Genomic DNA, 14995 nt, shown 5'->3' with positions numbered 1-14995 from the left:
AATAAACAATATGCCGAGTATATAAAAAAAGGTGAACCTAAGTTCACCTTTTCTTTTGCTAAGTTAATCGCTTATTGAGCAATTAACTCTAAGCGCATCGCGCGTTGGCGAACAAAGCTGCGCTTTAAGTGATTAAATGTCTTTTCAGGCATTCCACTTGGTAGCTCTACCGTTGAGTAGCTATCAAACAACTTAACACTACCAATATAATCACTGCTAATGTTTGCTTCGTTAGCAATAGCACCAACAATATGCTTGGTTTGCACACCGTGTTCTTTACCGGCATCAACACGGTAAGTATTCATTTCCACGTCTGCAGTACGGCGTTTGCGTTTAGCACCGCCTTCACCACGTTCGTTGCGCTCGCCACGTTGACCGCGATGGTTGCGCTCGCCACGCTCACCGCGTTGGCCTCGGTGACCACGCTCTTTATCTTTGCTAAAGCGCGCAGATCGAGGCTCTGGATCAGCAGGCAATTTGAACGGACGCGCAGTTTGCGCTTGGAACAACAACGCAGTAGCGAGTTCAAGTTCGCTCATGCCTAGGTTGGTCGCTAGTTCAGATGCAATGCTTTGGTAATCTTCAAGCTTGGCATTTTCTACCGCTGCAGCTAGCTTGTCTTGGAAGCTAGAAACACGCTTCTTCTCGATTTCTTCACGAGTAGGTAGCTGCATTTGCTCAATTTTATGACGAGTTACACGTTCAATATTGCGTAACAAACGTTGCTCGCGGTAACCAACAAACATGACTGCTTTGCCACTACGTCCAGCACGACCAGTACGGCCAATACGGTGAACATAGGCTTCTGCATCGTAAGGAATGTCAAAGTTAACCACTAAGCCAATGCGTTCAACATCTAAGCCACGTGCAGCTACATCAGTGGCAACAACAATGTCTAACTTGCCAGATTTCAAGCGTGTAATGGTGCGCTCACGCATGCTTTGGTTCATATCACCGTTTAATGCGGCAACACTAAAGCCTTTTGCTTCTAGGCGTTCTGCAATATCGGTGGTAGACGTTTTAGTTCGAGCAAAAATAATTGAAGCGCTATCGCAGTTAACTTCTAGAATGCGGGCCAACGCTTCTATTTTGTTTAAACCTGCAACATGCCAGTAGAACTGGTCGATATTTGAAACCGTTTGAGTCTTCGCAGCAATTTTTACTTCTTTTGGCTCAGACATGTAGTTTTTGGTGATGTTTTTAATTGCTGGCGGCATAGTTGCCGAGAACAAAGCCGTTTGGCGTTCTTTTGGCATATCACGCATAATGCGCTCAACATCATCAATAAAGCCCATACGCAGCATTTCGTCTGCTTCATCTAGTACTAAGGCTTTAAGTTGATCTAGTTTCAACTTACCGCGATCTAGGTGGTCGATAGTACGACCAGGAGTACCAACAACAATTTGCGGGCCGCGACGTAGCTCTTTAATTTGCTGACCGTAATCTGCACCGCCATAAATAGCTAATACACGTAAGCCAGGAATATTGCGGCTAAAATCTTTAATTGCATCAGCAACTTGGTTAGCTAGCTCACGCGTTGGTGCAAGAACCAACATTTGCGGAGCATTAAGCTTAGGATCAAGTTTGGCAATTAAAGGAAGAGAAAACGCGGCCGTTTTACCGGTACCAGTTTGTGCCAAGCCAAGTACATCATGTCCTTCCAGCAGTAACGGAATGGTCTTTTCCTGAATCGGAGACGGCGTCTCAAATCCAATCTCGGAAATAGCGTTTAAAATCGTTTCAGGTAGAGCGAATTGCTCAAAACTTGAACTGCTGGATTCTGTCATATTTGGCCCACAATTATTTAAAGGATGCGCACTATACGCTTTTGATCACAAAAAGTCTCATTGATTTTAGCTTTTTATAGAAAAACATTGACCATCTTGATATGGACCAATAAAAAACCGCTCTAGTGAGCGGTTTGTTTTCTTTAGTATAGAAGAAATTTCTATTCTGCTTCGGGTGCTGGGTGCTTAGCTGCAGTTTCTTTTATTAAAGGTTGTAGCTCACCGCTACGGAACATTTCCATTACGATGTCACAGCCACCGATTAACTCACCTTCAACCCATAGTTGTGGGAAGGTTGGCCAATCTGCGTAGTTTGGTAGCTCAGCGCGAATGTCTGGATTTTGTAAAATATCTACATAAGCAAAGCGCTCACCACACTGCATTACAGCTTCTACTGTTTGGGCAGAGAAACCACAGCTTGGGAATTTAGGCGAACCTTTCATGTAAAGTAGAATTGGGTTTTCAGCGATTTGCTGTTTGATTTTTTCAATCGTTTCCATTTTAAACTTCTCTAATTTTTGCACTAAGTCTATTCTAGGTGTTGGGCGTATCCTAGCAACAATAGTTGCCAATTTCACCACTTTGCTCTAGATCAATTTTTTTTAGTATTTTTGCTTTGCGTGATAAAGCACTAGTGCTAAACTCTTTTGTAAAGTTTTTACTATATAAAAGATTGCGCTAATAAAGCCAATTATTACAAGGAGAGAAACACATGGCATTTACATTACCTGAATTACCATACGCACAAGACGCACTTGAGCCACACATCTCAGCTGAGACTTTGTCTTTCCACTACAGTAAGCACCACAATACCTACGTAGTAAAACTAAACGGTTTAATTGAAGGCACTGACCTAGCAGAAAAAAGCTTAGAAGAGATCGTTAAGTCTTCTACTGGTGGCGTATTTAACAACGCAGCCCAAGTTTGGAACCACACCTTCTACTGGAACTGTTTAGCGCCAAATGCTGGTGGCCAACCAACTGGTGCTCTAGCTGCTGCTATCGAAGCAAGCTTCGGTTCTTTTGAAGAGTTCAAAGCTAAATTCACCGACAGCGCGATTAACAACTTTGGTTCTAGCTGGACTTGGTTAGTTAAAAACGCTGACGGTAGCCTAGCCATTGTTAACACCAGCAACGCTGCTACCCCACTTACAGATGAAGGCGTAACTCCGCTTCTTACCTGTGACCTATGGGAACACGCTTACTACATTGATTACCGCAATGTTCGCCCTGATTACCTAAATGCTTTCTGGGCATTAGTAAACTGGGAATTTGCGTCAGCTAACTTTGCGTAAAAGCTAGCGATGTAAAAAGGGCGCTTAATGCGCCCTTTTTTATGCTTTATGTTTAGGGCCTGTTGATCTTTGCTGATGGTTTTTACAGCAATTTATTAGCCATTTAGGCAAGGCAGTGAGAGTGAAGTTAAGTGGGCTTAATAATCACTCGCTAACGCTGAATAAATGGCTAAGAAATGCTGCCCGAAGGGTTCAGATAAGCGAACTTTACTCTTCGTTGAACACTTTTCACTTAGCCCACTAGGTTTCAAAGTGCTCGCCGCGATTAAAGCCCGCTTATCTTGAATAAAATTTCAACACCAAAGATCAACAGGCCCTAGCAACTTACTTGCTATCGCTATGACCTAAGTCCATCTCGGGTGCAATTTTGTCCCTTACCCGCTGCTTAAGAATTTTCGCCTCTGGAAATCCATTGTCGGCCTTTCGACACCAAATTAATTCACCATCCAGATAAATCTGAAAACGCCCACTTGAAGCAGGTTTAAGTGCGACTTCCGATAACTCCTGCGAGAAGGTTGTTAACAGCTCTTGACTAAGCCAGGAAGCCCTTAATAACCAACCACATAAACTGCAGTAATATATTTCAACTTTGGGTAACACTGGGTCTTGCTGTTCCACTGCTGTTACTTCCTTTTTTGCAATTCACTAATATGGTTAAGTACCCGCTTCAATGATACTGGATATTTAGTACCTAATTGCTGGGCAAACAAAGACACCCTTAGCTCTTCAATCATCCAGCGCAGTTCTTGCCCTTCTTGGCTATAAACTGGCAACGCCAACTCTAGGTAACGCTCGGTAGCGGTTTCGATTTGTTGTAGCGCCAATCTATCTTTATGAGAATCGATGGCTAGTTTTTCTAAGCGTCGCTCAATGGCTTTTAGGTACCGCTGTAAATCACTTAAACGCTGCAGGCCCACTTCACGAACAAAACCTTTATGCACCAACGCATTTAGCTGTGCTTTAATATCGGCATGTGCCAATACTCTGTCGAAACCTACTTTACCTTTTAGCTGTTTGTTTATTTGGTAGTGCAAGCTCAATATTTGCTCCACTAACACTACCGCTTCTAAGGTTTCTGTAGCCAGTTCTGCGCGAACTTTATCGCACAAGGCTTGAAATGCTTCAGCAGTGTTAACACTTTCAAGTTGAGAGTACTTGTCGATCACCGCTAAACAGCAGTCATCGAGCAATACATCCACGCGGCCAAAGGGATTAAAGTACAAGCCCAATTTGGCTTTATTGGGTAAATGTTGCTGCAAGTAACTTAAAGGTGAAGGAATATTTAGCTGTAACAATTTGCTTAAGCCGCGAGTTTGACTCCAACCCGCTTCTTCTTGTTTATCAAACAGCTTAAGTGCGACTGTTTTACCTTCATCCACCAAGGCTGGATAAGCGGTAATTTGATACCCCTGGCGCTGCTCTTCAATAAGCTCAGGCAACTCACCAAAACTCCACTCGGTTACTTTCGCCTGCTCAGCAAAAGAGCTTGGGGCAATTTCAGCAATGCTCTGCTCTACCTGATCTTGTAGTTTTTCTTGCAAGCTTTGATAAGAGCGGCCTTGCGCAACCACTTTGCCTTGGTCATTAATCACTTTAAAATTAACTTTAAGGTGATCGGCCACCGAATCTAGATTCCAAGCATCTTCAGGTATTTTTACTCCGGTCATTCTTAGCAGTTGTTTAGTCAGTACCTCTAACAAATTGCCCTCTGCATGCGGCACTGCTTGAACAAAGGCCTGCACATAGTTTGGAACCGGCACAAAATTGCGGCGAATAGGTTTAGGCAAGGATTTAATCAAGGCACTAATGAGTTCTTCGCGAAACGCTGGAATTTGCCATTCAAACCGAGTGAAGTCTAATTGATTCAGCAGCGCTAAAGGAATATGTGCACTTACGCCGTCGTCACTTTGGCCCGGTTCAAACACATAGCTTAAGGCTACAGAAACCTGTTCAAACTGCCACTGATCAGGATACTGCTTTTCAGTGATATGGCTTGCGTCATGCTGATAAAGCATTTGCTTAGTAAAGCTAAGTAAATCGGCCTGCTTGTTACTGGCCTCTTTCCACCAGCGATTAAAATGACTTGCCGAAACAATACCTTCTGGCAAACGCTCTGCATAAAAGTCATAGAGTACTTGGTCATCAACTCGCACATCTCGGCGACGTTGCTTTTGCTCTAAGGCTTCAGCATCATCAAGCAATAGCTGGTTTTGTTTGAAAAAAGCATGTTTTGATGGCCACAGCCCCTCTACTAAAGCTGAGCGGATAAATACCTCGCGGGCAACCACAGGATCAATTTTCCCATAGTTAACCAAGCGTTTGTTTACTAGCGCTACGCCGTATAAACGAACACTCTCGTAAGCCATTACAGCTTGCTGTTTAGTAGACCAATGAGGTTCGCTGTAAGACTTTTTAGTTAGATGCCCTGCTTGGTTTTCTAACCAAGCAGGCTGAATTTTAGCTACGCCTCTAGCAAATAGGCGGGACGTTTCAACGAGTTCGGCTGCAACCACCCATTTAGGTGGCTTTTTAGCCTGACTTGAGCCAGGGAACACCACAAAGCGTGCATTCCGCGCGCCTAAAAACTCTCGTTCTTTATCTTTGAAACCCAAGTGGCTGAGCAAGCCAGCCGTTATTGCTTGGTGAATAGCATCGTAGTTAGCTTCGTTTTGATTAACCGTGTAATCCAACTCTTTAACTACCGTAGATAACTGAAAAACCAAATCCTGCCATTCGCGAATGCGCATATAAGCCAGAAACTCTTGCTTACATTGTTTTCTAAACTGATTACCTGATAAGGCTTTTTGTTGCTCTTGCAAATAACGCCAAAGTAACAAATAGCTGGAGAAGTCAGAGTCTTTATCGACAAAGCGAGCATGCTTTTGGTCAGCCGCTTGCTTACGATCATTGGGCCGCTCACGCGGATCTTGAATAGATAGCGCGGCACATATCACCATCATTTCTTGCACACAATCAAACTGCTTAGCGGCGACCATCATTCTGGCTAAACGCGGGTCGATAGGAAACTTAATCACCTCGCGGCCTAAATTGCTTAGGCTTGGTTTGCCATGTTGCTGCTTTAGCGCTCCAATTTCTTCTAGCAGATTTAAGCCGTCTTTAATATTGCGCTGATCGGGCATATCAATAAACGGGAAGTCTTCTAACTTACCTAGCCTTAATCCCAACATCTGCAAAATAACTGAGGCCAAGTTAGTACGCAAAATTTCAGGATCGGTAAACTCTGCGCGCCCTGCAAAGTCTTCTTCACTATACAAGCGAATACAAATACCTTCGGCAACACGCCCACAACGGCCTTTACGTTGATTAGCACTGGCTTGAGAAATCGCCTCAATCGGTAAACGCTGTACCTTAGAGCGATAGCTGTAACGGCTAATCCGTGCTGTACCAGGGTCGATAACATAGCGAATACCAGGTACGGTTAAACTGGTTTCAGCGACGTTAGTAGCTAGTACGATTCGGCGACCGCGATGAGATGAAAAAATCTTGTTTTGCTCGGCATTAGATAAACGCGAGTAGAGTGGCAACACCTCGGTATCGCGCAGTTGGCGCTTTTGCAGATAGTCGGTAGCGTCACGAATCTCTCGCTCACCGTTCATAAAAATAAGAATGTCGCCAGGCTTTTCTCGATACAACTCATCTACTGCATCGGCTAAACCTTCCAGTATGTCTTTGGTTTGTTCGCCTTCATTTAGCGGCCTGTAACGTGTTTCTACCGGATAAGTACGTCCAGAAACTTCGATAACGGGGGCATCATTAAAGTGTTTAGAAAAACGTTGAGGATCGATGGTAGCGGAAGTAATGATGACCTTTAAATCGGGTCGCTTTGGCAATAGCTGCTTAAGTACACCTAAAATAAAATCAATGTTTAAGCTGCGCTCGTGGGCTTCATCGATAATCAATACTTCATACTGAGATAAAAACCGATCTTGCTGCATCTCTGCCAACAACATACCATCAGTCATCAGTTTGATTAGGCTGTCATTCTTGATTTGATCGTTAAAGCGGATTTTGTAACCCACTAATTCACCAACCGGAGTGTTGAGTTCTTCAGCAATTCTCGCTGCCACACTACGCGCAGCCAAGCGTCGAGGCTGGGTATGGCCAATGAAACCGCGACTTCCTAACCCTAGTTCTAAACAGATTTTGGGTATTTGGGTGGTTTTACCCGAGCCAGTTTCGCCCGCAATGATAACCACTTGATTATCGCGAACAGCTTCGTAAATAGTTTGCTTTTGCTCCGCAACCGGTAGGTGTTGAGGATATTCGATACTTGGGATTGAGGCTCGTCGGCGGCCGCTAAGCTCACTTGAGCGCTCAAGCGCTTGAGTGAACTTGAGTAACTGTGAGCTGTTGTTTTTTACATCATCTGCATTTAGCTTGCTAAGCTGGCGCTGAAGCCTAAAACGGTCTTTAGCCAATGCCTGTGATATTTGTTGTTTGTAATTTGAGAGAGCCGACTGCAAGAAAAAAGCCTCGTAGGTTGCGTACGAGGCGCAAATGCTATCAACAATCCTTAAGAAAACAAGTCTAACTCACCTGCTTATAGCAACTATGTAGATGTTTATCGATGCCAGCTAAGACCTCTTCACGAGTAATTAGGCCCAGTAGCTTGCCCTGCTCGATGACCGGATACATTTTGGGTTTTTGCATTAACATGCTTTGGGCAAGTTCTAAAATACTGGTTTCGGGGCCAACGCTTAGCACATCACTGCGCATTAAATCTTCCACCAACGAGACAGTTTCACAATGATATGTAGCTTCAAGCAAACTCTTTAAGCAGTCTTGCTCGGAGATCCAACCGATAACGTGCTTTTGTTCATCAATCACTGGAGCACCTAGCTGTTTATGCTCTAGCAAGCTATGTACAACTTCTGCGATGGGTTGTTTTGCGGTAAAGCAAACCGGGCGCATTAACATGTAATCGCGTACTTTGAGGTTCTCGGGCATAACCTTTACTCCTGCTAGTTGCCTTACTGTTAGCTTAGTTGGCGTAGTCGAATTACTCCAGCTAGCACATACAAGCTGGCATTTAAGCTATCAATGGCAAATTTCACCCATTTGGGTAATGGTGAGAATAATGGCCGAGGAGTAGTATTTATATCGACTGAGCTGCTAACTCAGTCATCGCGTTTAGTTACCTATTGCTGTGTACATCTTTACACAAATTTATGCAGGCCCTTTGTTATCCAATGCAAAGGGTCTTTTTTTGTCTTCAATTTCATAAGCTTGAGTGAAATAAGCAGCTAATTTCACCCATTTGGGGAATGGAGAGAGAGCGAGTTCAAAGATAGTATTTAACACGACTGAGTTGCTAACTTAGTCACGCGTTTAGTTACCTATTGCTGTGTACAACCTTTACACAAATTTTACGCAGGCCCTTTTACTTATGTAAAAGGGCTTTTTTTGCTTTGTTAAACAGTGAGGAGTATGCAAGGCATTAAAATATATGGGAAATTTATTAACTTTTAAATTTCACCCATTTGGGTAATAGCCTGATTGGTCCTGCGTGGTTATTATTTATCTCGACTGAGTCGCTAACTTAGTCACGCGTTTAGTTACCTATTGCTGTGTAAACATTACACGATTATGCAAGCCCTTTGCTCTAGAGCAAAGGGCTCTTTTTTTGCCTATTTAACTTGCCAGTTTAAAGTTTCGTTAGCAAAGAATGGCACTAAGTTTTCGCCGTCAACTTTTACCGAACCAGGCACCTGCCAAGCTTCTTTGGTCAAGGTAATGGTATCTGTATTTCTTGGTAGACCATAAAAATCTGGGCCATTAAAGCTAGCAAAGGCTTCAAGTTTATCCAATATACCTAGCTGCTCAAAAATTTCGGCATACAATTCAATGGCAGCAGGTGCGCTGTAACAACCCGCACATCCACAGGCACTTTCTTTAGCCCCTTGAACATGAGGAGCCGAATCCGTTCCTAAAAATATCTTTTTGGTACCGCTAGCCACTGCTTGCTGTAAAGCTTTTTGGTGAGTTTGACGCTTAAGCACCGGCAGACAGTAGTTATGAGGACGTAAACCACCCGCTAGCAGATGATTACGGTTATACATCAAATGCTGTGGCGTAATGGTTGCAGCTACATTGTCTGGTGCATTCATTACAAATTCAGCCGCTTCGGCGGTAGTGATGTGTTCAAAGACAATTTTGAGATTAGGCAGTGAATCCACCAAACCACGCATGTGAGCGTCGATAAATGCTGCTTCTCTATCAAAGATATCGATATCAGCGTGAGTCACCTCGCCATGAACTAACAGTAACAAACCATGTTCTGCCATTGCTTCAAATACTGGGCGAAGAGCAGCAACGTCAGTTACGCCATGGGCAGAGTTAGTTGTGGCATTGGCCGGATACAATTTACATGCTTTAACAATTCCGCTTGCCGCAGCTTCTGCGATTATTTCAGGGGTCGTGGCATCGGTTAAGTAAAGCGTCATCAATGGTTCAAACTGGCTTTGCTCAGGAAGCGCCTGTTTAATGCGCTGATAATAAGCTTGAGCATCAGCAACTTGAGTAACTGGTGGGGTTAGGTTAGGCATGATGATGGCACGAGAAAAATGCTTAGCGGTAGCATTTGCTGCTACCTCTAACATAGCGCCATCGCGCAAGTGAAGGTGCCAATCATCCGGTCTGGTAATGGTAAGTGTTTGAGTCACAACTATCCCCTAGGTATAAATAATTGGCGCAAAGTCTACCCGAACTTGGCGAGCAAGTCTTGCCACCCCAGATAATTACTAGGCTTTTTTAGTCACTTGTTGCTGCATCTCTTGGACAATTTCTCCAGCGGCTTCGTAATCGTATTCCTCAATAAGCATTTGTAGTTTTTTCGCCTGTGCCGGGAAGGTTTGCAAAATACAGTCGTGGCTATCGAGATAATCGTTACTCTCGCCGTCAAAGTCATCAAGTAGTTGAGCCAACTGCTGCAAGTAACTCAGTAACTCTTCTTCACTTACACTTTGTGAAGCGCCCTCTTCTGCAACTTCAGCTGTTTCAACCTGGGAGACAAACTCTTGTAAGCTTTGTTGAAGAGGTATTAGTTGCTTACCTAGCGCTTCAATACTGCTTGGCTGAACTGTATTTTCTTCGGCTTGTTGCTCTACAACCGCAGCTAAATCGGACACCGCTTGCCCACCCAGCGTAGCCGTAACACCTTTTATGGTATGAGCAATTCGCTGCAATTCATCAATACGCTCTTCAGTATAAGCAGTATTTAGATCGTCCATAGGGGTGTTTTCTTCGTTGGCAAACTTACCAATTAACTTCAAATATAAAGCTTTATTGTCAGCAGCATTCGCCAAGCCTGCTTCAGTATCTAAGCCATCAATCTCTGGTAACATTAGGTCTTGCTCATTGGCTACCTTAGCTGATTGTCCACTTTGATTAATCGCAGTTGGAGAAGCGGGCGTAATCCATTTCGCCATCGTGCTAAACAAGCTGTTCACATTAATTGGCTTAGGAATGTGGTCATTCATTCCAGCTTCAATCGCTTTCTCCCTATCCCCCGCCAGGGCATTTGCAGTAAGCGCAATAACCGGCAGCTCTTTTAGGCCTAGCTGATAACGAATTACTTTGGTTGCGGTATACCCGTCCATCACTGGCATTTGGCAGTCCATTAGAACACCATCAACCTTGTTTTCTTTTAGGTATTCAACTGCCTGTGAGCCATCATCACACACTGTGCAATTTAATCCGTTGGATCCGAGTAACTCGGTAATTAGTTCTTGGTTAACATCGTTATCTTCTGCGACCAAAATATTTGCTCCCTGTAACTGAGCAATATCTAAGTTGGCCCCCTGCTGCTGAGCTTCTCTACGTGTTTGTTCAAGCACCTCTATCTTACGAACTTGCACAATTGTATCGAACAAATGAGACGGCGTGACAGGCTTAGTTAACACCGCATCAATGTTAACTGCTTCAGCTTCTTTAGTGAGTTCGTCACGACCAAACGCAGTCACCATTATTACGTCTAGGTCAAAGCCCTGCTCCTGAATATGCTGGACAGTTTGTACGCCATCCATATCTGGCATTTTCCAATCCATGAATACCATATCAAAGGCCGACGTTTCTGCATGTTCCTTAATCAGCGCTATGGCTTCGCTACCGCTTGAGGCCGATTCAACTTGTAAGCCAAAGCTCTCTAGTACTTGTTGATTAATATCTCGAGCATTAGCATTGTCATCCACAACCAAAGCTTTGAGGCTACTAAGTTGTGCTGAATTAGTATCGCGAAGTGTTTGCGCGTTTTCTTGAATCTGCATCGGTAGTTCAAAGTAGAAGCAACTGCCTTGTCCTAACTCGCTGCTTAAGGCTATTTTCCCGCCCATTAATTCAGTCAGTTTTAAACAAATCGCTAACCCTAAACCGGTACCACCGTGTTTACGCGTGGTTGAACTATCTGCTTGTGAAAAAGGTTTAAACAACTTAGCTTGCTGCTCTGGTGTCATACCAATACCGGTATCGCTAACCGAGAAGTACAACTGAACTTGTTTGTTGTCTTGCTGTTTTGCTTCTATTTTTACTACTACTACGCCTTGTTCTGTAAACTTAACCGCGTTATTACACAAGTTAACCAGTATCTGGGTTAGACGTAAGGGGTCACCAATTAATGCTGTTGGGATGCTAGGGTCAATATCAAACAACAACTCCAAACTTTTTTGCTCTGCACGTAATCCCACTAAATTAGCTAGGTTGTCGAGAATATCCTCTAAACGAAAGTCGATCTTTTCTATGTCCAGCTTACCCGCTTCAATCTTAGAAAAATCGAGAATGTCGTTGATGATGCCTAGCAAGGCTTCTGCTGAACGGTGGACTTTGTCTATGTAATTACGTTGCTTATTGTCTAACTCTGTTTCTAGAGCCAAATAAGACATGCCAATAATGGCGTTCATTGGAGTGCGGATCTCATGCGACATATTCGCTAAGAAATCACTTTTAGCTTGGTTGGCGCTATCGGCTAAGGCTCGCGCTTCGTTAAGAGCTGCTTCTAGCTTTTTGGTTTCTTCAATATCAACATGGATACCGTTAATCCGCAGCGGCTTACCGTGCTCGTCCAACTCAGACACTCGACCAATGGTTAAAATCCAACGATACTGGCCGTTTTTACAACGCAGACGAATTTCATTTCGCAACACATCATTCTCACCCGCCAAGTGCTGCTCAAGTTTCTCATTGTTAGTAATAACATCGCTAGGATGAATCAACTTCATCCAAGTTGCGGTATCACCTTTTAGACGAGCCCAAAGGCCATCGCCATCTCGCAACTCACCTTTCGCGTAACCTAACATGCTTTCGTAAATGGCATTAACTTCAATGCGGTCTTCTTGTGGATAGTAATCCCACATGCCTAAACCCGCACCAGATGCTGCAGAATCTAGGCGTTCCTCACTTTCCCTTAGCTGCGCTTCAACCTGCTTTATTTCACTGATGTCAAAAATTGCACCATCTGAATAAGCAGGTCGCCCTTCCTCATCCATTGATACAAAGGCTTTTTGCAGCATATGTTTAACTTTTCCAGAAGCATCAATAATGCGGAACTCTTGGGAAATAGCCCCACCCTTTTGATTGAGCTCTCTAGAGCGCGCGAGGCTCTCTTCTGCGTCATCAGGATGCACCAGTTCCTTATAACGACGAACTGGATTTAAACCAACAAAATCGCTAATCGGGTAGCCCGTTTGCTCTTCAATTTGCTCGCTAATGTACAGCCATTCTGGATACTCACCTTCTTTAAGGCGAATACGGTAAACCACACACTGCAAGTTGTTGGTAAGGGTCCTAAATTGACGTTCACTATCGGCAATTTTTTGTTGAGCTTTTCGTCGGGCGGTAATGTCTCGCACAACGCCGGTAAAGTGGCGTTGCCCTTTTAAGAATACTTCTTTAACAGCCAGCTCCATGGGGAACTGCTCACCATTTTTACGTAGACCAAATACCTCTCGCTCATTACCAATGACCGAAGATTCTTTCTTGGGTTTATAGTCGGCCAGTATCCGGTCGTGCTGGTCACCAATGTCGCTTGGCATTAACATTTTTACGTTTTTGCCAATGACTTCTGCTTCGCTATAGCCAAAAATTTGCTCTGCTGCGGGACTAAAGCTGCGAACAATGCCAGATTGTTCAATCAAAATAATGCCATCGGCGATAGTATCTACAATGGTGCGGATCCGCTCTTCGTTGTCAGCCAAGGCTAAGCGCGCTTGATAACGTTCGGTCATGTCGATTAAAGAAACTTTAACCACATGAATATGCCCTTCTTCATCAAGACTAGGCACGATGTTTATACTCACCGTTTTTTTCTGGCCACTGGACGTAAAAATACTGAGCACTTCATCGTTAAAGCTGTGGCCAACAAAGGCGGCTGCTAGTAGCTCTTTAGATTTCTGACGTTGCTCTTGGTTCTCTGCAAAGTCATGGAAAGACAGTGCTTCAAACCCATCACGTTCTACTTCAATGAGTTCAGAAAAGCTTAAATTGTGTTGCAGAAAACGCCCCTCTTTATCCACCGAGGCGTAAGCAATTGGGGCAAACTCATAAAGATCCCAAAGGGTTTTTTCACGCTCTTGCAGTTCATAGGTGCGTTGCTCAACTTGCCGCTCTAACTCTTGCTTAGATTCACTAAGTCGCAAGTTAATTTTGCGCACTAAGGCAAATACCAACACAAACAAAATAATGCAGAAAGCTAGCGCTGAACCCAAAACTAACAACACCACATCACGAAACTGCAAATAACCTTGCATCACTTCTTCATGATCGATCTCAGACACCAAACCAACTTCCAGATCCTTATCCCAGTGCCACGCTCCTACTACCGATACACCTCGATAATCTAGATATCCTTGAAAGTTTGAGCCGCTAGATTTGGCAATAATCGCGTAGCCGCTTTCTGTCCAATCGGGTCGTTCACGGGTGTAACTAGGGACTTGCAATCGAATATTCAACACCGATGATTGGTCGGGCTCTAGCAAGCCCAAACGAACTAAATCATCTTCAAATTTACTCGGTGAGATCATGTAACCCGAGCGGCTAACAAGGTAGGTTTCACCCGTCTTACCAATTCGAGCTCCCTTGAGTAATTGAGCAAATTCGCGCTCTGGATCCATACGCAAAGTAAGAATGGCAACAACTAGTCCATCCCCATTTTTAATTGGAGCTGCAATAAACATGGTTGAATGGGCACTTTTAACGCTGTTTTGCAACATGCCATCTAAGACAATTTCTGGACGAATCGGCGGAATAACCACTGTTTCGCCTTCAAATACCCGGTTAAGTAAATGTGGATAGTGACGTGTAATTACATTGATTTCGCCCAGGTTTTCGTCGCGCATAGAGGCAATATTAATGCGATCGCGTGAGATGATAAAAAAGCCTAGGTCATCAAACACAGTTCGATAGTTATCTACCGATTGACGCAAACTCTCTAAAGCAGGGTTAGCAAGAAGCCCTTCTTTGCTATGTTCAGATTCAATAAGTACATAAGAAAAATGCTGGAATGCTGGGTCTAAGGCAATAGCATCAACTTTTGATTGCCAGCCTTGCTTCCACTCATCAAGCCCGGCATCTGCAGTATCAAGCACTGAGCCAATAACTTCTTCTAATTGATTGAACTGATGATGCTTAAGTTGTTTTAATCCAATACTAGTGATTGCTGCAACAACGGCAACCGCAGCGCTACAGATGGCTAATATGACAAGAATGCTTTTCCTAGAACTGAGCAGTAAACTCACGCTCTCGAGATTGGTTTTGCGGAGTCGATTTAACAGCAGCAAAATTAAGCCTAACAAGGCAAATAGTACCCACAATAACTGCTCAACCGACATAATCCATCCTTGATAAGCCCATTAGCACGAGGCTGTTTAACTGAATAAATTAACTATAATGCTCAATGCAAACT

General features: G+C 43.8%; 8 protein-coding genes. 1 reads left to right on the top strand and 7 read right to left on the bottom strand.

Annotated features, from left to right (window positions below; translation table 11 throughout):
* Positions 1-71: 71 nt before the first annotated feature.
* The gene (locus tag OAG1_RS09595; RefSeq protein WP_338626116.1) at positions 72-1787 is read right to left on the bottom strand and encodes a DEAD/DEAH box helicase; all 1716 of its coding nucleotides are present in this window, start codon (positions 1785-1787) and stop codon (positions 72-74) included.
* 161 nt (positions 1788-1948) lie between these two features.
* Entirely contained in the window at positions 1949-2287 is a 339-nt protein-coding gene (locus OAG1_RS09590) for a Grx4 family monothiol glutaredoxin (protein ID WP_040307201.1), read from the bottom strand.
* Positions 2288-2499: 212 nt separating this feature from the next.
* On the opposite strand from OAG1_RS09590, the gene sodB reads away from it, so the two are divergent.
* Positions 2500-3081, top strand: a complete 582-nt coding sequence (gene sodB / locus OAG1_RS09585; RefSeq protein WP_152780872.1) for a superoxide dismutase [Fe] — start codon at positions 2500-2502, stop codon at positions 3079-3081.
* A 324-nt stretch (positions 3082-3405) separates the two neighbouring features.
* Here sodB and OAG1_RS09580 read toward each other — a convergent pair whose 3' ends face one another.
* The 5 genes from OAG1_RS09580 to OAG1_RS09560 all read right to left on the bottom strand — a co-directional run bounded on the left by OAG1_RS09580 (position 3406) and on the right by OAG1_RS09560 (position 14921).
* On the bottom strand, positions 3406-3699 hold the full coding sequence (locus OAG1_RS09580; protein WP_338626112.1) for a SelT/SelW/SelH family protein: 294 nt from the start codon (positions 3697-3699) through the stop codon (positions 3406-3408).
* 5 nt (positions 3700-3704) lie between these two features.
* A complete protein-coding gene (gene hrpA / locus OAG1_RS09575; RefSeq protein WP_338626110.1) occupies positions 3705-7565 on the bottom strand; it encodes an ATP-dependent RNA helicase HrpA in 3861 nt (1286 codons plus the stop codon).
* Between the two features lie 64 nt (positions 7566-7629).
* A complete protein-coding gene (locus OAG1_RS09570; protein ID WP_152780876.1) occupies positions 7630-8049 on the bottom strand; it encodes a CBS domain-containing protein in 420 nt (139 codons plus the stop codon).
* 680 nt (positions 8050-8729) lie between these two features.
* Positions 8730-9764 (bottom strand): dihydroorotase, encoded by a 1035-nt coding sequence (pyrC, locus tag OAG1_RS09565; protein WP_338626107.1) that lies wholly within the window; start codon positions 9762-9764, stop codon positions 8730-8732.
* Between the two features lie 78 nt (positions 9765-9842).
* Positions 9843-14921, bottom strand: coding sequence for a PAS domain S-box protein (locus tag OAG1_RS09560; protein WP_338626105.1), 5079 nt, complete (start codon positions 14919-14921; stop codon positions 9843-9845).
* Positions 14922-14995: the final 74 nt, after the last annotated feature.

The organism is Agarivorans sp. OAG1 (assembly GCF_037076485.1).
Classification (GTDB): Bacteria; Pseudomonadota; Gammaproteobacteria; order Enterobacterales; family Celerinatantimonadaceae; genus Agarivorans; species Agarivorans albus.
Note: the sequence above shows the minus strand (reverse complement) of the source record. Positions and strands in the feature narration are given on the sequence as shown.

Excerpts from the sequence above, each read along its gene's own strand:
- OAG1_RS09560 (WP_338626105.1), bottom strand. The coding sequence starts at position 14,921 with ATGTCGGTTGAGCAGTTATTGTGGGTACTATTTGCCTTGTTAGGCTTA.
- OAG1_RS09590 (WP_040307201.1), bottom strand. The coding sequence starts at position 2,287 with ATGGAAACGATTGAAAAAATCAAACAGCAAATCGCTGAAAACCCAATT.
- OAG1_RS09595 (WP_338626116.1), bottom strand. The coding sequence starts at position 1,787 with ATGACAGAATCCAGCAGTTCAAGTTTTGAGCAATTCGCTCTACCTGAA.
- OAG1_RS09570 (WP_152780876.1), bottom strand. The coding sequence starts at position 8,049 with ATGCCCGAGAACCTCAAAGTACGCGATTACATGTTAATGCGCCCGGTT.
- sodB (WP_152780872.1), top strand. The coding sequence starts at position 2,500 with ATGGCATTTACATTACCTGAATTACCATACGCACAAGACGCACTTGAG.